Origin of the sequence: Sphaerotilus hippei, from assembly GCF_003201595.1 — a bacterium.
GTDB lineage: Bacteria > Pseudomonadota > Gammaproteobacteria > Burkholderiales > Burkholderiaceae_C > Sphaerotilus > Sphaerotilus hippei.
On the sequence record NZ_QJJS01000016.1, the window covers coordinates 83,239 to 103,223 of the forward strand.

At 70.4% G+C, this 19,985-nt stretch carries 18 protein-coding genes and 1 pseudogene; 14 read left to right on the plus strand and 5 right to left on the minus strand.

Translation table 11 applies throughout. The features are described from left to right. The first annotated feature begins 8 nt into the window (after window positions 1–8). Genes C7444_RS15575 through C7444_RS15585 form a run of 3 tightly spaced genes read left to right on the plus strand, consistent with a single transcriptional unit; the run spans window position 9 to window position 5,368 of the window. Window positions 9–1,955, plus strand: coding sequence for a hypothetical protein (locus C7444_RS15575; RefSeq protein WP_110401777.1), 1,947 nt, complete (start codon window positions 9–11; stop codon window positions 1,953–1,955). A 57-nt stretch (window positions 1,956–2,012) separates the two neighbouring features. Further along, on the plus strand, window positions 2,013–3,731 hold the full coding sequence (locus C7444_RS15580; protein WP_110401778.1) for a methyl-accepting chemotaxis protein: 1,719 nt from the start codon (window positions 2,013–2,015) through the stop codon (window positions 3,729–3,731). A 47-nt stretch (window positions 3,732–3,778) separates the two neighbouring features. Then, entirely contained in the window at window positions 3,779–5,368 is a 1,590-nt protein-coding gene (locus C7444_RS15585) for a gamma-glutamyltransferase family protein (protein ID WP_110401779.1), read from the plus strand. Between the two features lie 22 nt (window positions 5,369–5,390). Here the strand turns inward: C7444_RS15585 and C7444_RS15590 are convergent, their stop codons facing one another. The 3 genes from C7444_RS15590 to C7444_RS15600 form a co-directional block, all read right to left on the minus strand. Then, window positions 5,391–7,181: a SulP family inorganic anion transporter gene (locus C7444_RS15590; RefSeq protein ID WP_110401794.1), complete on the minus strand. Its 1,791-nt coding sequence runs from the start codon at window positions 7,179–7,181 to the stop codon at window positions 5,391–5,393. Window positions 7,182–7,250: 69 nt separating this feature from the next. Beyond that, on the minus strand, window positions 7,251–8,450 hold the full coding sequence (pobA, locus tag C7444_RS15595; RefSeq protein ID WP_110401780.1) for a 4-hydroxybenzoate 3-monooxygenase: 1,200 nt from the start codon (window positions 8,448–8,450) through the stop codon (window positions 7,251–7,253). A 36-nt stretch (window positions 8,451–8,486) separates the two neighbouring features. Continuing rightward, window positions 8,487–9,302 (minus strand): IclR family transcriptional regulator domain-containing protein, encoded by an 816-nt coding sequence (locus C7444_RS15600; protein WP_110401795.1) that lies wholly within the window; start codon window positions 9,300–9,302, stop codon window positions 8,487–8,489. A 167-nt stretch (window positions 9,303–9,469) separates the two neighbouring features. Here C7444_RS15600 and C7444_RS15605 point away from each other — a divergent pair, with 167 nt between their 5' ends. The 9 genes from C7444_RS15605 to C7444_RS15645 all read left to right on the plus strand — a co-directional run bounded on the left by C7444_RS15605 (window position 9,470) and on the right by C7444_RS15645 (window position 17,407). Continuing rightward, window positions 9,470–10,180, plus strand: a complete 711-nt coding sequence (locus C7444_RS15605) for a TetR/AcrR family transcriptional regulator (RefSeq protein WP_110401796.1) — start codon at window positions 9,470–9,472, stop codon at window positions 10,178–10,180. 112 nt (window positions 10,181–10,292) lie between these two features. Further along, window positions 10,293–10,859, plus strand: coding sequence for a TRAP transporter small permease (locus tag C7444_RS15610; RefSeq protein ID WP_110401781.1), 567 nt, complete (start codon window positions 10,293–10,295; stop codon window positions 10,857–10,859). Between the two features lie 24 nt (window positions 10,860–10,883). After that, complete coding sequence (locus tag C7444_RS15615) at window positions 10,884–12,164, plus strand: TRAP transporter large permease subunit (RefSeq protein ID WP_110401782.1); 1,281 nt, start codon at window positions 10,884–10,886, stop codon at window positions 12,162–12,164. A 72-nt stretch (window positions 12,165–12,236) separates the two neighbouring features. Then, window positions 12,237–13,244, plus strand: a complete 1,008-nt coding sequence (locus C7444_RS15620) for a TRAP transporter substrate-binding protein (RefSeq protein ID WP_110401783.1) — start codon at window positions 12,237–12,239, stop codon at window positions 13,242–13,244. Between the two features lie 82 nt (window positions 13,245–13,326). Next, on the plus strand, window positions 13,327–14,223 hold the full coding sequence (locus C7444_RS15625) for a shikimate dehydrogenase (protein ID WP_110401784.1): 897 nt from the start codon (window positions 13,327–13,329) through the stop codon (window positions 14,221–14,223). A gap of 47 nt (window positions 14,224–14,270) precedes the next feature. Then, entirely contained in the window at window positions 14,271–15,158 is an 888-nt protein-coding gene (locus C7444_RS15630; RefSeq protein ID WP_110401785.1) for a 4-hydroxyphenylpyruvate dioxygenase, read from the plus strand. Between the two features lie 35 nt (window positions 15,159–15,193). Continuing rightward, complete coding sequence (locus tag C7444_RS15635) at window positions 15,194–16,102, plus strand: sugar phosphate isomerase/epimerase family protein (protein ID WP_110401786.1); 909 nt, start codon at window positions 15,194–15,196, stop codon at window positions 16,100–16,102. A 22-nt stretch (window positions 16,103–16,124) separates the two neighbouring features. Then, the gene (aroQ, locus tag C7444_RS15640) at window positions 16,125–16,562 is read left to right on the plus strand and encodes a type II 3-dehydroquinate dehydratase (RefSeq protein WP_110401787.1); all 438 of its coding nucleotides are present in this window, start codon (window positions 16,125–16,127) and stop codon (window positions 16,560–16,562) included. A 44-nt stretch (window positions 16,563–16,606) separates the two neighbouring features. After that, window positions 16,607–17,407 carry an IclR family transcriptional regulator gene (locus C7444_RS15645; protein ID WP_110401788.1) on the plus strand — a complete coding sequence of 267 codons (801 nt, stop codon included), beginning with the start codon at window positions 16,607–16,609 and terminating at the stop codon, window positions 17,405–17,407. Between the two features lie 20 nt (window positions 17,408–17,427). Here the strand turns inward: C7444_RS15645 and C7444_RS15650 are convergent, their stop codons facing one another. Together C7444_RS15650 and C7444_RS15655 are read right to left on the minus strand one after the other, a co-directional pair. Beyond that, complete coding sequence (locus C7444_RS15650) at window positions 17,428–18,267, minus strand: class III extradiol dioxygenase family protein (protein ID WP_110401789.1); 840 nt, start codon at window positions 18,265–18,267, stop codon at window positions 17,428–17,430. A gap of 36 nt (window positions 18,268–18,303) precedes the next feature. Continuing rightward, complete coding sequence (locus C7444_RS15655; protein ID WP_110401790.1) at window positions 18,304–18,651, minus strand: protocatechuate 4,5-dioxygenase subunit alpha; 348 nt, start codon at window positions 18,649–18,651, stop codon at window positions 18,304–18,306. Window positions 18,652–18,823: 172 nt separating this feature from the next. On the opposite strand from C7444_RS15655, the gene C7444_RS15660 reads away from it, so the two are divergent. Continuing rightward, window positions 18,824–19,744: a LysR family transcriptional regulator gene (locus C7444_RS15660; RefSeq protein ID WP_110401791.1), complete on the plus strand. Its 921-nt coding sequence runs from the start codon at window positions 18,824–18,826 to the stop codon at window positions 19,742–19,744. 147 nt (window positions 19,745–19,891) lie between these two features. Then, window positions 19,892–19,985, plus strand: a pseudogene (locus C7444_RS15665) (electron transfer flavoprotein subunit beta/FixA family protein); the annotation flags it as partial.

A 19,985-nucleotide genomic window follows, 5' to 3' on the forward strand; every position in this document is an offset into this window, starting at 1 on the left:
AGGCCGTGATGAGCGTGCTGCTGAACCAGAAGCTGTTCCAGTCCGCCATGGTGCGGCCGGGCCCGGGTGCCGGGGTCATCCAGGCCCTGGCGCCGATGATCGGCGGCCTGTTCCGCCTGGAGACCGATCCGGGCGGGCAGAGCTACGACGAGGCGCTGGCCGCCCGGGTCGCCGACCCGCTGTGGATGCTCGCGCGCCAGTGGCAGTTCAGGGAGTTCGACGGCGAGGACGCCGGCTCGCCGCTGGAGGTGCGCTACCGCCTGCAGGGCACGCCGCTGCTGGGCCTGGCCCCGGGCACGGACCCGGCCGACGACCGTTTCACGGCGCTGGCGGGCCTGCCGCTGGAGCCCTGGGTCGAGGCCGAGCCGGTGCTGGCCTCGGCAACCGGCCATGCACGGGCCAACATCGAGGCCGGCCGGTGGCTGCTGCGCCTGATGGACGATGCCGGTGTCGACGGTGCGCCGGCGGTGCAGCAGGCCTATCCCGCGGCGGTGGCGCTGCCTCAGGATCCGCTGTCGGATCCCGCCGGCACGCTGTGGCATCTGGTGCTCGGCTCGGCCGGCCTGGATGCGGCCCGGCTCGCGGCCGACGCCCGGCCGCTGCGGGACGCCGACGGCGTGCTCGTGGCGCTGCCCGCCACGCTGATCGCCGCCGGCCTGGGCGACACGCTGCGCCCGGTGCTGGAGGACTGGCTGCGCTGGATGGACGACTTCATCTTCGAGCAGCCCAACGCCGCCTGGTCCCCGCAGCGGCAGGAATACGCCTTCGAGCTCGCGGCGGGCCGCGACACCGGGCAGCGCTGGCGCCTCGATGCGCAGGAGTACGTCGACGGGCGCATCGACTGGCACGACTTCGACCTGCGTCCGGCCGCGGCCACGCTGCAGCCCGGGGACGCCGGCCGGCTCGACGACACCGAGGACCGGCGCTCCTTCGCTACGCCGGTGCAGTACCCGGGCATGCCGGCCTCGCGCTACTGGGAGTTCGAGGACGCGGCGGTGAACTTCGCCCGCATCGAGGCCGGCAGCCTCGATCTCGTGCGCATGATGGTCGCCGAGTACGCGCTGGTGCACGGCAACGACTGGTACCTGGTGCCCGCGCGGGTGCAGGCCGGTGCGCTCTACCGGGTCGATCACCTGCAGGTCACCGACACCTTCGGCCAGGTCACGACGGTCGAGCCGCTGAGCCGCGAGGCCGGTGCGTGGCGCCTGCACGGGCTGTCCCGCCCCGACCAGCCCGGGCTCGGGGCCGACGGCGACTGGCTGTTCGTGCCGCCGCCGCTGTCGGACACGCTGGAGGGCTCGCCGCTCGAGCAGGTCGCCTTCGTGCGCGACGAGATGGCCAACCTGGCCTGGGCGATCGAGAAGCGGGTCCAGGGCAGCAGCGGCGAGCCGCTGGACCGCGGCCTGGAGGAGCAGCGCCACCCGGCCCGCCAGCAGCCCACGCTGGCGGGCACCGACGCCCGGCTGCTCTACCGGCTGATGACCCCGGTGGCCAGCCACTGGCTGCCGCTGCTGCCCTCGCGCCAGCGTGGCGCGCGGGGGCTGGACATCGACCTCGAGCGCGCGGCCATGAAACGTTTCTACCGCGTCGACGCGGCCGCGCGGGACGGCGACCCCGAGTACCGCGCCTTTCTCGACCACCTCGAGCAGGTCGCGGCGCAGGGGGGCTTCGTCGAGCGGCTGGCCTCGAGCGACCCGGACCTGGTGATCTACGCCTTTCACCCGCGCGGACTGATCCTGCGGGCCGACCCGCAGGTCCCGGTCACCGCCGACGTGCTGCGCCTCGCCGAGGAGGAGCTGTCGCGCTCGGGTTTCATCGTCGAGCGGCGTTTCCAGTACGCCCGCGCCGCCGACGGCCGGGCGCTGCTCTGGGTCGGCCGGCGCAAGCGCATCGGCCGGGGCGAAGCCGCCAGCGGCCTGCGCTTCGACCTGGGGCTGAGGCCGGCACCTGCCTGACACCGGCTCAAGTCGGCCGGTTTCCGTCCGAAAAGACGAAGAGACCAAGGAGTCCCGATGAGCAGCGCGCCCGAACCCGTTCCTGAAACCATCACCGCGATGCAGCGCCTGCACAAGGCACTGAACCGCAGCCAGGCCATCGCCGAGTTCGCGCTCGACGGCACGATCATCGACGCCAACGCGAACTTTCTCGCGCTGCTGGGCTGCCCCCGGGAGTCCCTGATCGGCCGCCACCACCGCCAGCTCTGCCCGGCGTCGGTGGTCAACGACGCGTCGTACGCCGAATTCTGGCGCCGCCTCGGCCAGGGTGAATTCATCGCCGGCGAGTTCCATCGCCAGACGGCCCAGGGGCGCGACCTCTATCTGCAGGCCAGCTACAACCCGGTGCTCGACGACGACGGCCGGCCGCTGCGGGTGATCAAGTTCGCCAGCGACGTCACCGCCGCCCGGCTGCACACCCTCGAGGCCGATGGCCGCATGGCCGCCATCGACCGCTCCCAGGCGGTGATCGAGTTCGACATGACCGGCCGCATCCTGACGGCCAATGCGAATTTCCTGGCGCTGACGGGTTATGCGCTCGAGGAGATCGTCGGGCGCCACCACCGGCTGTTCGTCGAGCCGGCACAGGCCTCATCGCCAGACTACATGATGTTCTGGGACAGGCTCGCGCGCGGCGAATTCGACGGTGGCGAGTACAAGCGCCTGGGCAAGGACGGCCGCGAGGTCTGGCTGCAGGCGACCTACAACCCGATCTTCGACCCCTTCGGCCGGCTGGTGAAGGTGGTCAAGTTCGCGCTCGACGTGACGCAGCAGAAGCTGCAGCGCGCCGAGGCGGCCGCCAAGGTCGAGGCCATCGAGCGCACGCAGGCGGTCATCGAGTTCGACCTGGACGGGCAGGTGCTGACGGCCAACCGCAACTTCCTGGCCGCCACTGGCTACACGCTGGGCGAGATCCGCGGCCGGCACCACAGCATGTTCTGCTCGCCGGAGTACACCCGCGGCCTGGAGTACCGCGACTTCTGGCTGCGCCTCAACGAGGGCAGCTTCATCAGCGGGCGTTTCCACCGCGTGGGCAAGTTCGGGCGCGACGTCTGGATCCAGGCGGCCTACAACCCGATCCTCGACCTCAACGGCAAGGTCATGAAGGTCGTCAAGTACGCCTACGACGTGACCCGGGAGGTCGAGCTCGAGCGCCACATCGCCGCCCGGTCCGAGGACATGGCCCTCAACGCCCGCAGCCTGATCCAGAGCATCACCGCCATCTCCCGCAACGCGAGCCTGGCCACCGAGATGGCAGAGGCCTCGTCACGAGCGGCGCGCAGCGGCCATGAGGCGGTGCAGAAGTCGTTGAGCGCGATCCAGTGCATCGAGGCCGGTTCGAACCGCATGTCAGGCATCCTGCGCGTCATCAGCGAGATCTCGGCCCAGACCAACCTGCTGGCCTTCAACGCCGCGATCGAGGCGGCGCGCGCCGGGGATCGCGGCCACGGCTTCTCGATCGTCGCCACCGAGGTCAGGAAGCTGGCCGAACGCAGCGCCCGGGCGGCCAGCGAGGTGGCCGAGCTGGTCGACGAATCGGTCCTCCAGGTCCGCCAGGGCAGCGAGGTCAGCCAGGCGGCGGCGCGCAGCTTCGAGGGCATCCTCTCCAGCGTCAGCCGCACCGCGGGCAGCGTGCACCAGATCGCCAGCGCCACCGAGCAGCAGCGCCAGGTGGTCGCCGAGGTGTCGGAGATCATCGCCGACCTGTCGCAGATGCCGGGCGAGCAGCCCGGCTGAACGGCTCGAGCCCTTAACATCCGTCTCCTCGGACCACGGAGACACGGATGATCCACACCCTCGGCGCCCTGGGCGGCATGATGGTCGCCCCCCACCACCTGGCCGCACAAGCGGGCCGGGACGTGCTGCGCGACGGCGGCAATGCGGTCGAGGCCATGGTGGCCGCCGCTGCGGCCATCGCGGTCGTCTACCCGCACATGAACGCGCTGGGCGGGGACGGTTTCTGGCTCATCCACGAGCCCTCGCAGGCGCCGGTGGCCATCGATGCCTGCGGGCCGGCGGTCGCGCGGGCCGACCGGGCGTTCTACGCCGGCCACGACCACATCCCCAGCCGGGGCCCGCTGGCCGCGCTGACGGTCGCCGGCACGATCGGCGGCTGGGCCCGGGCGCTGGAGGTGGCGCGTGGCTGGAGTCCGCGGGCGCTGCCGCTGTCACGCCTGCTGGCCGATGCCCGGCGCCACGCCCGCGACGGCGTGGCGGTGACGACCAGCCAGTCGGCCCTGACCCGGCAGAAGCTCGAGGGCCTGCGCTCGGCGCCGGGTTTTGCCGAGGCTTTCCTGGTCGATGGGGTGCCGCCCGAGCCGGGGGACCTGCTGCGCCAGCCCGCGCTGGCGCGCACGCTGGAGATCCTGGCCGAGCGTGGCCTGGACGAGTTCTACCGCGGCGACCTGGCGCGCGAGATGGCCGCCGAGCTGGAGGCGATGGGCAGCCCCGTGCGCGCCAGCGACCTGGCCGCCTACCACGCCCGCCTGGTCGAGCCGCTGGCCGTGCGCCTGGGCGACTGCAGCGTCTACAACCTGCCGCCGCCCACCCAGGGCCTGGCCGCGCTGATGATCCTGGGGCTGTTCGAGCGCCTGGGCGTGCAGCAAGGGGAGGGTCACGCCCATGTGCATGGCCTGGTCGAAGCCACCAAGCAGGCCTTCCGGGTGCGCGACCGCATCGTCACCGATCCGGGCCGCCTGCCGCAGGACCCGCGCCACTTCCTGCAGCCGGCCACGCTCGACGAGCTGGCCGCCCGGATCGACCCGGCCCGCGCGCTGCCCTGGCCCGAGCCGGCCGCCCCGGGCGACACCATCTGGATGGGCGCGATCGACCGCGACGGCCGGGCGGTCAGCTTCATCCAGAGCGTCTACTGGGAGTTCGGCTCGGGCGTGGTGCTGCGGGGCAGCGGCGTGACCTGGCAGAACCGCGGCATCAGCTTCTCGCTCGATCCGGCCGCGCTCAATGCGCTGGAGCCCGGCCGCCACCCCTTCCACACGCTCAACCCGTCGCTGGCCCTGTTCGACGACGGCCGTGTCATGCCCTACGGCACGATGGGTGGCGAAGGCCAGCCGCAGACCCAGGCTGCCGTGTTCACCCGCTACGCCCGCTTCGGCCAGTCGCTGCAGCAGGCCGTCAGCGCGCCGCGCTGGCTGCTGGGCCGCACCTGGGGAGACGTCAGCACCAGCCTGAAGCTGGAGAACCGCTTCGACCCGGCGCTGGTGCAGTCGCTGCGTGATGCCGGCCATGTCGTCGAGCTGCTCGACGAGGCCTGGAGCGACACGATGGGCCATGCCGGCGCGCTGGTGCGCCACCCGAACGGGCTGATCCAGGGGGCGGCGGATCCACGCAGCGACGGCGCGGTCGCCGCCGTCTGACGAACGGGGGCCGCGGTGGAGCTCAGATCGCCGCGCCCGGATCGTCCTCGCGGCATTCCTGGAACACGCGCACCTCGCAGCGCGCGCAGCGGCCGCGGTCCAGCCGGCGGTGGATGGACCGCAGCGCGATGCGCTTGTCGGGGAAGACGTGGTCCGGGCCCAGGCGGGCGAGAAAGCCGCTGCGCTCCCAGAGCGCCAGCACCTGCGGCCGCGGGCGGTGGAAGTACAGGTCGCCGCCCCGCGCACGGCGCTCGCGCAGTTCGGACTCCCAGACCTCGGCCCCGGCCAGGTCGAGGAAGTTCATGCTCTTGGCCATGACCAGCAGGTGGTGCGAGTCCGGGTGGGTCTCGCGCAGCCAGTGCAGCTGCTCGCGCACATGGGCGGCCGCGCCGAAGTAGATCGAGCCCTCCATGCGCAGCAGCACCAGCTGCGGGCACTCCGGCAGGGCCGCCGCGGTGTCCGCGCGCACGACGAAGCGCCGGTCGGGGTCGTGGCGGTCGAAGCCCATCACGCGCATCGCCGGGCGCGACGTGCGGTAGAGGTAGGCCACCAGCGACAGCCCGGTGCCCAGCAGGATGGCACTCTCCAGGCGCAGCAGCAGGGTGGCGGCCAGCGTGGTCAGTGCGATGAGGAAATCGGTGCGGTCCAGCCGGGCGAGCTGCACCCAGCGGGCCCGGTCGATCAGGCCCCAGGCCACCAGCACCAGCAGGCCGGCGATCGCCGCATGCGGGATGCGCGCGAGCAGCGGCGCTGACACCGCCACCAGCACCGGCAGCCACAGGGCCGCGGCCACGGCGGCCAGCGGCGTGCGGGCCCCGGCCTCCAGATTGGGCAGCGAGCGGTTCAGCGAGCCGCAGCTGAGGTAGCACGAGCTGAAGCCGCCGGCGATGTTCGACAGGCCCTGGCCCAGGAACTCGCGGTTGGTGTCCACCCGCTGGCCCGAGCGCTCGGCCATCGCCTTGGCGATCGACACCGACTGGCCCAGCGCGACGATGGACAGCGCGAGCGCCTTGTCGAACAGGCCGGTGACGCTGGCCCAGTCCGCCTGCGGCAGGTGCGGCACCGGCCAGGGCGAGGGCAGGGCGCCGAGGGTGTGCAGCGTCCAGCCCGGCGGCAGCACCACGCCCGCGACCGAGGCGGCCAGCAGGCCCAGCAGCATGAACGGACTGGCCGGCCAGAAGCGGCGCAGCACGACCGCGCCCCCAAGGGCCAGCAGGCCGGCCAGCAGCGCCGCCGGGTTGATGCGGTCGAGGTGGGTGGCGGTGTGGTGCAGGATGCCGCCCGGCCCGAGCCCCGCGGGCTGGCCGGCATCGAGCAGTTCACGCAGCGCGTGCAGCGCGATCAGGCAGGCCGCGCCGCTGGTGAACCCCAGCAGCGCGGCCGGGGAGATGAAGTTCGCCAGCTGCCCGAGGCGCAGCACGCCGACCCCGGCCTGGATCAGGCCGACCATCACCGTGATGGTGAAGGCCAGCTCGATGTAGTGCGGGCTGCCCGTGGCCGCCAGCGGCGCGAGCATCGCCGCCAGCGCGAGCGAGTTGGCGTTGGTCGGGCCGGACACCACATGCCAGCTCGAGCCGGCCAGCGCGGCCACCAGGGTCGGCACGATCGCGCTGTAGAGCCCGTACTGCGGCGGCAGCCCGGCCAGCGACGCGAAGGCGATGCCCTGCGGCAGCACCAGCAGCGCACCGAGCAGGCCGGCCTGCACGTCGGCCCTCAGCGTGGCCGGGCGCACCGAGCGCACCCACGGGCCGAACAGCCGCGACAGCAGGTCCAGGGCCGTGGAACGGGGCGCGGCAGGCGGTGCAGGCAGCATCGAGGGCTCGGTCGGCGACAAGCCGTCGATCCTGCCACAAGGTGGCGGACCCGCCGCCCGCGGCCGGGCTCATTCCTCGAAGGGCAGGCCCACGTAGTTCTCGGCCAGCGAGGTCATCGCGGCGTTCGAGTGCACCAGATAGTCCAGCTCGGCGGTCTGCATGCGGTGGCCGACGGCACCGGTGTCGCCGGAGCCGGCCGGGAAACGGTGCAGCAGGCTGGTCAGGTACCAGCTGAAGCGCTCGGCCTTCCAGACCCGGCGCAGCGCCTTGCGCGAGTAGTCGTCGATGCCCGCCTCGCTGCGCTCGAGGTAGAACTCCGCCAGCGCGCGGCTCAGGTAGCGCACGTCGGCCGCCGCCAGGTTCAGGCCCTTGGCGCCGGTGGGCGGCACGATGTGGGCGGCGTCGCCGGCCAGGAACAGCCGGCCGAAGCGCATCGGCTCGGCCACGAAGCTGCGCAGCGGGGCGATGCTCTTCTCGATCGACGGGCCGGTGACCAGCGTCTCGGCGGCCTGCGGGTCGAGCCGCCGGCGCAGCTCGTCCCAGAACCGCGCATCGTCCCACTGCTCGACCTGGTCCTCGAGCGAGCACTGCAGGTAGTGGCGCACCCGCGTGCGGCTGCGCATGCTGCACAGCGCGAAGCCGCGCTCGTGGTTCGAGTAGATCAGCTCGTCGGCCACCGGCGGCACGTCGGCCAGGATGCCGAGCCAGCCGAAGGGATAGACCCGCTCGAACAGCTCGATCGAGCGCGCCGGCACGCTGGCGCGGCTGACGCCGTGGAAGCCGTCGCAGCCGGCGATGAAGTCGCAGGCGATGCGGTGCTCGACGCCACCCTTCAGGTAGGACACGCTGGGCTGGCGGCCGTCGAAGTCGTGCAGGCGGACCTGCTCGGCCTCGTAGACGGTGGGCAGGCCGGCGGCCTGGCGGGCGTCCATCAGGTCGCGGGTCACCTCGGTCTGGCCATAGACCATCACGGTGCGGCCACCCGTCAGCCCCTTCAGGTCGATGCGGTGGCGCGCACCGCCGAAACACAGCTCGAAGCCGTCGTGCACCAGCCCCTCGGCGTGCATGCGCGCGCCGACCCCCGCCTCGTCGAGCAGGTCGGTCGTGACCTGCTCGAGCACCCCGGCGCGGATGCGGCCGAGCACGTACTCGGGGCTGCGCTGCTCCAGCACGACGTTGGCGATGCCGGCGCGGTGCAGCAGCTGGCCGAGCAGCAGCCCGGACGGGCCGGCGCCGATGATGACGACCTGGGTGCGATCAGTGTTCATGGTGGGGTGGGAGGGCGGTGGGGTGGGAGGGATCCGCTAGAACAGCGGCTTGAGTTCTTCCTGCGCCTGCAGCAGCACGGGCAGGCAGCGGTCGAGCAGTTCGTCGATGGGCACGCGTGCGGCATGCACGCTGACGTTCATCGCGCATTCGATGTCGCCCAGCCGGTTGCGCAGCGGCACGGCCACGGTGCGCAGGCCCGGCTCGTATTCCTGGTCGACCAGCGCATAACCCTGGGCACGCACCCGGGCCAGCTCGTCGCGCAGGCTGGCGGCGTCGGTCAGCGTGCGCGGGGTCAGCGCGCGCAGGTCCTGGCGGGCCAGCCAGGCGTCCCGTTCGGGCGCCGGCAGCCAGGCCACCAGCACCCGGCCGTTGGCCGTGCAGTAGGCCGGCACCCGCGTGCCGGGCTGCAGCGTCGAGGAGACCACCCGGCCGGCGGTGGCGGCCGCCACGCTGATGACGTCGTCGCCGTCGAGCACGCCGGCCGAGCTGGCCTCCTGCATGGCCATCGCGATCTTCTGCAGCTGCGGCTGCAGCGCCCGGGGCAGCCGGGCGGAGTACAGATAGGACTGGCCCAGCCGCATCACCTTGGGCGTCAGCAGGAAATGGCGCTCGTCCTGGCGGGCGTATCCGAGGTGCATCAGCGTGAGCAGGCAGCGGCGGGCGGCCGCACGGCTCAGGCCGGTGCGGCGGGCCACCTCGCTGATGGTCAGACGGGGGCGCTCGACGCCAAAACACTCGATCACCGCCAGCCCCTTCTCGAGACCGCCCATGACGTCGCGGTCGAGCACGGCGGGTCGGCCGGGCCGGGTGGGGCCGCGGGCAGCGGCAGGAGACAAGGGGGTGTCGGACATGATGATCTGGATCAAGCTTAGGAAGATCCGGCGCCGGTTGGCGCCGATAGGGCGACATGCGCACATCAAGCACTCATTCGTGCGGCATTCGCACATCTTGCGCGCGTGACACCGGGTTGTCATCGGGATGGCGGCTTGACGGGCAAGTCGTTATGCTCACGTCCGCCATGAACGAACCAGTGCGTCACACGACCCGAAGCCGCTCCGTGCCCGCCGCGCGGCCGACTCCTGCCGCTTCCGCGACACGGGTCGCCGAGTCTGGCCGCACCAACGATCCGGCCGCCACGATGGCCGACATCCTGGAGGTCGCCACGGCCGAGTTCGCGGACAAGGGGCTGGCCGGCGCCCGCATCGACGAGATCGCCTCGCTCACGCGCACCAGCAAGCGCATGATCTATTACTACTTCGGCAGCAAGGAAGGTCTCTACATCGCGGTGCTGGAGGACGCCTACCGGCGCATGCGCCAGATCGAGGCCCAGCTGCACCTGGAGGACCTGGCGCCCGAGGCGGCTCTGCGCACCCTCGTGGGCTTCACCTACGACTACCAGACAGGCAACCCGACCTTCATCCGCCTGGTGATGAACGAGAACATGCACCGTGGCGAGTTCATCGCCCAGTCGGCCACCATCCAGCAGCTCAACGTGCCGGTCATCACGGCCGTGCGCCAGGTCTACGAGCGGGGCGTCAAGGACGGGGTTTTCCGCGATGACGTCGATCCGATCGACCTGCACCGTTCGATCTCGGCGCTGTGCTTCTTCAGCGTGTCCAACCGGCACACCTTCTCGCAGATCTTCCGGCTGGACCTCGAGACCCCGGAGGCCATCGCCGCCCGGCGCCTGTCCATCATCGAGATGATCGTTCGTTTCGTCCGGCGCTGAGCCGCACCTTTCTCGAGATTCCCGGGGTTTTCCCCGAGAAGAAAAACGAACCAGTTCGTACATTATTCCGACCCTGTGCCCGGTGTCGATGGCACATCCACCTGGAGCCCCCATGTTCGATCTGAGTGACCGACTCCTCAAGCACTACTGCCGTGCACTGGAAGTCCTGATCGCCGCCTGCCTGGCCGTCATGGTCGTGCTGGTGTTCGGCAACGTCGTGTTGCGCTATGCCTTCAATTCGGGCATCACCGTGTCCGAAGAGGTCGCCCGCTGGCTCTTCGTCTGGCTGACCTTCCTCGGCGCCATCGTCGCGCTGCGCGAGCGCGGCCACCTCGGCACCGACATGCTGGTCGGCCGGCTCGGCCCGCTGGGCAAGAAGGTCTGCCTGGTCATCGGCCAGGTGCTGATGCTGTACGTCACGTGGCTGATGGCCACGGGCAGCTGGGCGCAGGCCGTCATCAACTGGGACGTGCAGGCACCGGTCACCGGAGCCTCGGTGGCCGTGTTCTACGCGGCTGGCGTGGTGTTCGCCGGCTCCACCGGCCTGATCCTGCTGCTGGACCTGCTGCGCGTGCTGACGGGCCGCCTGTCCGATGACGATCTGGTCATGGTGCAGGAGTCCGAGGACCTGGCCCAGGTCGAATCGCACGCCCACGACCGCTCGACCCCCGCCCGCTGAACCTGGCCTGAAGAGAACCCGAACATGACCGTCTTCATCTTCCTCGGCTCCCTGCTGGCCGCCATGGCGCTGGGCATCCCCATCGCCTACTCGCTGCTGCTGTCGGGCATGGCCCTGATGTGGCACCTCGACCTGTTCGACGCCCAGATTCTGGCGCAGAACGTCATCAACGGCGCCGACAGCTTCCCGCTGCTGGCCGTGCCTTTCTTCATGCTGGCCGGCGAGATCATGAACGTCGGCGGCCTGAGCCGGCGCATCGTCAACCTGGCGCTGACGCTGGTGGGCCACAAGCGTGGTGGCCTGGGTTTCGTGGCCATCGTCGCGGCCTGCCTGCTGGCCGCGCTGTCGGGCTCGGCCGTGGCCGACACCGCCGCGCTGGCCTCGCTGCTGCTGCCGATGATGGTCGCCGCCGGTCACGACAAGGCGCGTGCCGGTGGCCTGATCGCCTCGGCCGGCATCATCGCGCCGATCATCCCGCCGTCGATCGGCTTCGTGGTCTTCGGCGTCGCGGCCAACGTCTCCATCTCCAAGCTCTTCCTCGCCGGCATCGTGCCCGGCCTGCTGATGGGCCTGAGCCTGGCGGTGACCTGGTACTTCGTGTCCCAGCGCGAGAACGTCAAGCCGCCGGCCAAGGCGACCAACGCCGAACGCATGAAGGCACTCAAGGAATCGACCTGGGCGCTGGTGCTGCCGGTGATCGTCATCGTCGGGCTGAAGATGGGCGTGTTCACGCCCACCGAAGCGGCCGTGGTCGCCGCGGTCTACGCGATGCTGGTGTCCACCGTGGTCTACCGTGAACTGACGCTGGCCCAGCTCTACCAAGTGTTCGTCAGCTCGGCCAAGACCACCGCGATCATCATGTTCCTGGTCGCCGCCGCGATGGTCTCGGCCTGGCTGATCACCGTGGCCGACATCCCGAGCAAGATGATCACCCTGCTCGAGCCCTTCATGGGCAACCAGACCCTGCTGCTGATCGCCATCATGCTGCTGGTCATCGCCGTGGGCACGGCCATGGACATGACGCCCACCATCCTGATCATGACCCCGGTGCTGATGCCCGTCATCAAGGCCGCCGGCATCGACCCGGTCTACTTCGGCGTGCTGTTCATCATGAACAACGCCATCGGCCTGATCACCCCGCCCGTGGGCACCGTGCTCAACGTCGTCGCCGGTGTCGGACGCATGAAGATGGACGAGGTCACGAAGGGGGTCATCCCCTTCATGATGGCCCAGTTCGCCGTCATGTTCCTGCTGGTGCTGTTCCCGTCGATCGTGCTCGTGCCCCTGAAGTGGCTCAGCAACTGAGCGGGCTTCCCGCCCATCCCTGTCAGGCGGCCTGCTGAGCCGCCCCTGTCCACCCTGTCCCTGGAGACTTCCATGAAGCTGATCACCCGTGCCCTGTGTGTCGGTCTTGCGACCCTGCTGCCCATCGCCGCTGCCGTCGCGCAGGACGTCAAGGAACGCACCGTCAAGTTCGCCTTCCAGAACCAGAAGGGCCACCCGCAGGAGATGGGTGCGGCCAAGTTCGCTGAACTGGTCGCCCAGAAGTCGGGCAACAAGATCACCGTCAAGCTGTTCCCGGGCGGCACGCTCGGCGGCGACCTGCAGACCGTGTCGGCCCTGCAGGGCGGCACCGTGGAGATGACGGTGCTCAACGCCGGCATCCTGAGCGCCCAGGTCAAGGAATTCGCGGCCTTCGACCTGCCCTTCCTGTTCGCCAACGCCCAGGAAGCCGACGCGGTGACCGACGGCAACTTCGGCAAGGGCCTGTTCACCAAGCTGGCCGACAAGAACCTGGTCGGCCTGGCCTACTGGGACCTGGGCTTCCGCAACCTGACCAACAGCAAGCGCCCGATCACCAAGGTCGAGGACATGGCCGGCCTGAAGGTGCGCGTGATCCAGTCGCCGATCTACATCGACATGTTCAACGCGCTGGGCGCCAACGCCACGCCGATGCCCTTCCCCGAGCTGTACCCGGCGCTGGAGCAGAAGGCGGTCGACGGCCAGGAGAACCCGTACACCGTGATCCGCTCGGCCAAGCTCAACGAGGTGCAGAAGCACCTGGCCGTGACGCGCCACGTCTACAACCCGCAGGCGCTGCTGGTCAGCAAGAAGCTGTGGGACACGCTGAGCGCCGACGAGAAGAAGATCTTCACCGACGCCGCCGCCGCCGCCACGACCTTCCAGCGTGGTGTCTCGCGGGTGCAGGCCGACGTGGCCCTGGCCGACCTGAAGAAGTCCGGCATGCAGGTCACCGAGTTCAGCCCGGCCGAGCAGGCCCGCCTGCGCGAGAAGGTCAAGCCGGTCATCGTCAAGTACAGCGCCAACATCGGCGAGGACGCCGTCAAGCAGCTCTACGCCGAGATCGCCAAGGTCCGCAAGTAAGGACTCGCCCGCTTCCAGCCTGACGGGATCACCCTCGAGCGGGTGATCCCTTCTTCCATTGTTGCCACCAGGTTCACCCCCCATGACTGACTCCACTGCATCGAACACCCCGCGCAAGGTTCTTCTCGGCCTGATCGGCCAGGGCATCCAGAAGTCCCTGACGCCGGCGATGCAGGAACGCGAAGCCGCCCAGCACGGCCTGCGCCTGCACTACCAGCTGATCGACCTGGACGTGACGGGCTCGACCGTCGAGGCCCTGCCGACGCTGCTGCAGTCCGCGCGCATCATGGGATACGCGGGGCTGAACATCACCTACCCGTGCAAGCAGGCGGTCATCCCGCTGCTCGACGAGCTGTCGGAAGAGGCCCGCGCCATGGGGGCGGTCAACACCGTGGTGCTGCGTGACGGCCGCCTGATCGGCCACAACACCGACGGCTCCGGCTGGACCCGCGGCTTCACCCGGGCGCTGCCCGACGCCGACCTGTCGCGTGTCGTGCTGCTGGGCGCCGGTGGCGCGGGGGCGGCCATCGCCCACGCCGTCGTGCGCCTGGGTGCCGCGCAGCTGACCATCGTCGACAACGATGCCGACCGCGCCGCAGCGCTGGCCGCCGAGCTCAACCGCCTGTATGGCGAACACGCCCGCTCCAGCACCGACATCGCGTCGGCCATGGCCGATGCCACCGGCCTGATCCACGCCACGCCCACCGGCATGGACAAGCTGCCCGGCCTGCCGCTGGACGCCGCGCTGCTGCGCCCGGACCTGTGGGTGTCCGAGGTCGTGTATTTCCCGCTCGAGACCGCGCTGCTGAAGAAGGCGCGTGAACTGGGTTGCCCGGTGTCCGATGGCGGGGGCATGGCGGTCGGCCAGGCGGTGGGCGCCTTCGAGCTGTTCACCGGACTGGCGGCCGACGCCTCGCGCGTCGAAGCGCATTTCCGTGACATGGTGGGGGAGCGCAGCCAGGCCGGCACCGCCGCATGATCTAAGCTGCGCGACCGTCCCGTGTCCATGCCACCAGGAAACCGATCATGAGCGCCTCCCTCTTTCCTGACCGCGAAGCCATCGGCGATCTGCCCAATCCGATGGGCCTCGCCGGCATCGAGTTCATCGAGTACACGACCAGCCGCCCGCAGGCGCTGGGCCAGCTGCTCGAGCAGATGGGCTTCCGGCCGGTGGCCAGGCACCGTTCGCGCGAGGTGCTGCTGTACCGGCAGGGCGACATCCACATCATCGTCAACGGTCACCAGGGCGGCCTGAGCGGTCAGGCGCAACCGCAGGAAGCGCCCCGGCTGGCGGCCGTGGCGCTGCGGGTGCGTGATGCCGCCGCGGCCTACCAGCGGGCGCTCGACCTGGGCGCCTGGGCCGTGCCCTCGCAGGTCGAGGTGATGGAGCTCAACATCCCCGCCATCCATGGCGTGGGCGACACCCGCATCTACTTCGTCGACCGCTGGCGCGAGTTCTCGATCTACGACGTCGACTTCGTGCCGGTGCCGGGCGTGGACCTGCATCCGCCGGCGCTGCACGGCCTGCACGTCTTCGGCGTGGTGCAGTACATCGGACTGGACCGCCTCGACGACTGGACCACCTTCTACGGCGAGCTGTTCGGCTTCGCGTCGATGCCACGCGAGCAGAGCTTCGGCGTGCTGTCGACCGGCAGCATCCTGGCCAGCCCCTGCGGCCAGATCTACTGGCAGCTGATCGAGCCCGAGCCCGACACCGCCGACTTCGAGGGCGACGAGCTGCTGCATCGCGTGGCCTTCGGCTGCGACGACGTGCTGGCCACCGTGGCCGACCTGCGCACCCGTGGCCTCGAGTTCGTCGAGTCGACCCACGGCGTGCGCACCCAGGAGCGTGGCGCGCTGACGCAGACCCGCCTGGGCAGCGTGTCGTTCGAGCTGGTGCGCGACCCGCGCTGAACCGGATCCGTGAGGTCCATCCCGGAGTGCCGCGCATGAGCCAGATCATCAAGAACGTCGCCGATTTCGGCATGGACACCATCACGCTGGCCGGCCCGCTCGAGGCCAAGCTGCGGGCGGTGAAGGCCGCCGGCTTCGGCCAGATCATGCTGGCCGCGCGTGACATCGTCGGCCATCCGGCCGGCCACGAGGCCGCGATCCAGGCGGTGCGCGACAGCGGCCTGCGCGTCACCGGCTTCCAGGTGCTGCGTGACTTCGAAGGCCTGTCGGGCCATCTGCACCGCTACAAGGTCGACATGGCCAAGCAGATGATCGAGATGGCGCGCGCGCTGGGCGCCAAGGTGCTGCTGGCCTGCTCGTCGACCTCGCCGCATGCCACCGGCGACCTCGAGGCGATCGCGCGCGACCTGCGCAAGCTCGCGATGCTGGCGATCCCGCATGGCATCCGCGTGGCCTACGAGGCCCTGTCCTGGGGCCGCCACATCAACGAATACCACCAGTCGTGGGCCGCGGTCGAGCTGGCCGACTGCCCGAACCTGGGCCTGTGCATCGACTCCTACCATGTGCTGGCCGCGCAGACCTCGCTGGCCTACCTCGACGACATCGACCCCGACCGCATCTACCTGGTGCAGCTGGCCGACTTCATGTGGAACGAGGTGCGCTCGATGCAGGAGCGCATCGACACGGCCCGGCATTTCCGCGTCTTCCCCGGCGAGGGGGTGCACAGCACGCCGTTGAGCGATCTGGTGCTGCGCCTCGATGCGCTGGGCTACCGGGGCGACTACAGCTTCGAGGTCTTCAACGACGACTACCAGCAGCTGCCGCTGCCGCATGTCGCCCACCGGGCCTGGGAGTCGGCCGTCTGGCTGGCCGAGGGCGTGCTGCGCCGCTCGGTGCCGCTGCCCGGCCGCATGCGACTGCGCCACCTGACGGCCCCCACCTGATCGTCCAACCTGTCTGCTTGCCATGACCATGAACATCCTTGTCCTGAACGGCCCGAACCTGAACCTGCTCGGCACGCGTGAACCGCAGATCTACGGCGCGGACACGCTGGCCGACGTCGAGCGCATGCTGATCGAGGAGGGCGCTCGCCTGGGCGCCTCGGTGCAGTGCTTCCAGAGCAACCACGAAGGCCACCTGATCGACCGCATCCACGCGGCCCGTCTGGACGGCACGCGCGGCATCATCATCAACCCGGGTGGCCTGACCCACACCAGCGTCGCGCTGCGCGACGCCTTCGCCGGCGTGGCGCTGCCGGTGCTGGAGGTGCATGTGAGCAACGTGCACCGGCGCGAGGAGTTCCGCCACCACTCCTACATCTCCGGCATCGCCGAAGGCGTCATCGCCGGCCTGGGCGTGCAGGGTTACCTGGCCGCGCTGCGCTGGTTCGTGGCCCGCGGCTGATCCCGGGCGCCCGCACGCCGCCCGCCCGCGAAGGAGCGCCCGCCATGCAAGGCGTGATGGAGCGCACCTTCGGCATCCTGGAGCACCTGGCCCGGCACACCCAGGGCTGCACGCTCGGCACGATCGCCCACGACCTGGGCCTGCCGCGCAGCGCGGCCCATCGGCTGCTGACCGACCTGTGCCTGAGCGGCTACGTGCGCCAGCTGCACGGCCACGGCGACTACGTGCTGACCACCAAGCTGATCTCGCTGGGGCTGCATCACCTGTCCAACAGCGGGGCGATCGACGCGGCGCAGCCGCTGCTGGACCGGCTGGCGATCTCGAGCGGCGAGCTGGTGCGGCTGGGGGTGGTCGACGGCGAGACCCTGACCTGGGTGGCCAAGTCCCAGGGCGCGCGCCAGGGCGTGCGCTACGACCCGGAGATGGGCGGGGTGGCGCAGCTGCGCTGCACCGCCTCCGGCCATGCCTGGCTGCTGACGCTGAGCGACGAGCAGGCGCTCGACCTGGTGCGCCGCCAGGACACCGGCCAGAAGCACGCCGGCGGACCCAATGCGCCCACCTCCGAGCAGGGCCTGCTGCAGTGCCTGCACCAAGCCCGCCAGCGGGGCTACAGCCTGACGCTGGAGATCTACAACCCGGGCATGGGCGCGATGGCCGCGCCGGTGCGTCGCCCGGGCGGGCAGGCCCTGGGCATCATCAGCATCGCCGGGCCGATGTCGCGCCTGGACGAGGCCCGCATGCTGGCCCTGGGCCCCGAGCTGCTGGCCGCGGCGGCCGAGCTGGCCGCCGCCAGCGGTGAATCGCTGCTGCTCGGCCGGTCGGCCGCGGTGGGCGGTCCGCCCTGAGCCCGCGGCCAGGGCCGACCTCAGGCGGTCGGCTCCATCACCATCAGGCCCGACGCCGTGTTGGAGATCGGGATGTGATAGTTGCGATGCACTTCACGCACCTGCTCGCCCAGCGCGGCCCTGGTGGCCAGCCACATCAGCAGCTCGACGCCCTGGGTGCCGGCCTTCTCGACCAGCTCGTGGATGCTGAACTGCGTGGCCCACTTCGGGTCGTGGATCAGGCTCTCCATGAACTGCAGGTCGAAGTCCTTGTTGATGAAGCCGGCGCGCTCGCCGTCGAGCTGGTGCGACAGGCCACCGGTGCCCAGCACCATCACGCGGGCATCGGACTGCCAGCTGCGCACCGCGCGGCCGACCGCCTCGCCCAGCTTCCAGCAGCGGGCGGCCGAAGGCAGCGGGAACTGCACGGTGTTGATGCACACCGGCACGACCTTGACCGGCCACTTCTGGTCCGGCCAGCACAGCGCCATCGGCAGCGTGAAGGCGTGGTCGACCAGCATCTCCTGGCAGGTCGTGACGTCGAACTCGTCGTCGATCAGGCGGTCGATCAGGTGCCAGGACAGGTCCTGGTCACCGCTGAACGGCGGCACCTCGGGAATGCCCCAGCCTTCGTCGGCGTTGCGGTACTCGGGGGCCGCGCCGATCGAGAAGGTCGGCATCTTGTCGAGGAAAAAGTTCAGGCCGTGGTCGTTGTAGAACACGACGACCACGTCCGGACGAGCCTGCTCGAGCCAGCCCTGCACCGGCTTGTAGCCGTCGAAGAAGGGTTTCCAGTACGCATCTTCCTGCAGGTTGCGGGCGATGGCGCGGCCGATGGCCGGGACGTGGGACGTGGCGATGCCACCGACGATGTTTGCCATGGAACGGGTCTCCTGAATGAGGTCGGGTGGCGGGGATCAGTGGGCGTAGGCCAGCAGCATGGCCTTGAACTCGTCCTTGCTCATGCCGGTCTGCTGAGCGCCGAGGTCCTGCACGTCCAGGCCGAGGATGCCGGCGAACTTCGCCAGGTAATAGACGTTGCCGCCCGCGGCGATCAGCTGCAGCACGTTGCGGGCACGGATGGCCTCGCGCTGCTCGGCGTTCAGGCCGAAGCGGGCGCAGTAGGCATCCTCGTCCCGGACGAACTCCTCGCGGCAGCGGGCCGCGTTGAACGAGTAGCACATCTTGTTGAGCGCATACCCCTTGCGGGCCTGCTGGCCGTCGAACAGGACGGTGCCCGGGATGGCGGGGAGGGTGTGGGTCATGACGAGGTCTCCTGGGGTTCTGCGGAGCGGGCTGTCGATCGGCGCCGCCTGACCGGCAGTATTCAAAAAGCCCCTCTCCTCATCAAGGCGATCCGGTTCATGAAACGCATGCACCAGATTGATGGATCGGCCCGCCGGCCGGTGATACTCCGTGACCTGACCGCCTGACGCCATGAGCTCACCCGACCCCCTCGACCTCGATGGCCACGCCCTCGCGCTGCTGCTGGCGGTGCACGACGAAGGTTCGGTCACGGCCGCGGCGCAGCGGCTGGGCCTGTCGCAGTCGGCGGTCAGCCACGGGCTGGACCGGCTGCGGACCCTCGTCGGCGACGCGCTGTTCGTCAAGTCCGGCCGTGGCATCGTGGCCACCTCGCGGGCCGTGGCGCTGGCCGCGCAGGCCCGCCCGCTGCTCGAGCAGATGCGCTGCTTCGCGCGGGCCGAAGCGGTCGACCTGGCCCGGCTGCAAGGCACCTGGACCATCGCGGCCAACGACCTGCAGGCCCACCTGCTGCTGCCGCGCTGGCTGCGCCGGGTGCGCACGCAGGCGCCCGGCCTGCGGCTGCGGGTCGTGCCCTCGTCGGTGCCGACGCTCGACCTGCTGCGCGACGAGCACTGCCAGCTGGCGATCTCGCCCCGGCCGCCGGAGAGCGACGACATCGTGCAGAAGCGCCTGTTCAGTGACGCCTACCGGGTCTTCTACGACGCCGCCGAGCGCGCCGCGCCGGTCGGTCGTGCCGACTACGAGGCGGCCGAGCACATCAGCGTGCTCTACGAACAGCCGCGCCGCTCGCTGGACATCGACCAGTGGCTGCTGGCCCAGGGCGTGCAGCGGCGCATCGTCGTCACCGTGCCGGGGTTCGCCGGCATCGCGCCGTTCCTGCGTGGCAGCACGCTGCTGGCCACGCTGCCCAGCCTGCTCGGAGCGGGGCTGATGCAGGGCCTGGCCACGGCCGACCTGCCGCTGGACGGCCCGCAGATGCCGATGTACTCGATCTGGCACCTGCGCCACCAGGCCGATCCGGTGCACCGCTGGCTGCGCGGCCTGCTCGACGAAGTGGTCGCCGAGGTGAGCGCGCCGCGCCCGCCCGGTTGAGCGGACGCCGCCACATCACCGCAGGTTTTGCACGGTGCGGCAGCAAAACCGGTCGATTTGCCGGCATCATTCGCACCCTGCACACGCCGAGGCACCGCCCGCGTGTGATCAAGAATTCAGCATGATGCGCAGCTTGGAGCACACACCATGAAAGCACTGGTCCCCGTGAAGAGGGTGGTCGACTACAACGTCAAGGTTCGGGTGAAGACGGACGGGACGGGGGTGGAGACGGCCAACGTGA

Bases quoted from the DNA above. Each gene is read 5' to 3' on its own strand.
- C7444_RS15605 (WP_110401796.1), top strand. From the start codon at position 9,470: ATGAACGAACCAGTGCGTCACACGACCCGAAGCCGCTCCGTGCCCGCC.
- C7444_RS15575 (WP_110401777.1), top strand. From the start codon at position 9: ATGAGCGTGCTGCTGAACCAGAAGCTGTTCCAGTCCGCCATGGTGCGG.
- C7444_RS15645 (WP_110401788.1), top strand. From the start codon at position 16,607: ATGCAAGGCGTGATGGAGCGCACCTTCGGCATCCTGGAGCACCTGGCC.
- C7444_RS15660 (WP_110401791.1), top strand. From the start codon at position 18,824: ATGAGCTCACCCGACCCCCTCGACCTCGATGGCCACGCCCTCGCGCTG.
- C7444_RS15590 (WP_110401794.1), bottom strand. From the start codon at position 7,181: ATGCTGCCTGCACCGCCTGCCGCGCCCCGTTCCACGGCCCTGGACCTG.
- C7444_RS15655 (WP_110401790.1), bottom strand. From the start codon at position 18,651: ATGACCCACACCCTCCCCGCCATCCCGGGCACCGTCCTGTTCGACGGC.
- C7444_RS15615 (WP_110401782.1), top strand. From the start codon at position 10,884: ATGACCGTCTTCATCTTCCTCGGCTCCCTGCTGGCCGCCATGGCGCTG.
- C7444_RS15585 (WP_110401779.1), top strand. From the start codon at position 3,779: ATGATCCACACCCTCGGCGCCCTGGGCGGCATGATGGTCGCCCCCCAC.
- C7444_RS15600 (WP_110401795.1), bottom strand. From the start codon at position 9,302: ATGTCCGACACCCCCTTGTCTCCTGCCGCTGCCCGCGGCCCCACCCGG.
- C7444_RS15620 (WP_110401783.1), top strand. From the start codon at position 12,237: ATGAAGCTGATCACCCGTGCCCTGTGTGTCGGTCTTGCGACCCTGCTG.
- aroQ (WP_110401787.1), top strand. From the start codon at position 16,125: ATGACCATGAACATCCTTGTCCTGAACGGCCCGAACCTGAACCTGCTC.
- pobA (WP_110401780.1), bottom strand. From the start codon at position 8,450: ATGAACACTGATCGCACCCAGGTCGTCATCATCGGCGCCGGCCCGTCC.
- C7444_RS15625 (WP_110401784.1), top strand. From the start codon at position 13,327: ATGACTGACTCCACTGCATCGAACACCCCGCGCAAGGTTCTTCTCGGC.
- C7444_RS15650 (WP_110401789.1), bottom strand. From the start codon at position 18,267: ATGGCAAACATCGTCGGTGGCATCGCCACGTCCCACGTCCCGGCCATC.
- C7444_RS15630 (WP_110401785.1), top strand. From the start codon at position 14,271: ATGAGCGCCTCCCTCTTTCCTGACCGCGAAGCCATCGGCGATCTGCCC.
- C7444_RS15610 (WP_110401781.1), top strand. From the start codon at position 10,293: ATGTTCGATCTGAGTGACCGACTCCTCAAGCACTACTGCCGTGCACTG.
- C7444_RS15580 (WP_110401778.1), top strand. From the start codon at position 2,013: ATGAGCAGCGCGCCCGAACCCGTTCCTGAAACCATCACCGCGATGCAG.
- C7444_RS15635 (WP_110401786.1), top strand. From the start codon at position 15,194: ATGAGCCAGATCATCAAGAACGTCGCCGATTTCGGCATGGACACCATC.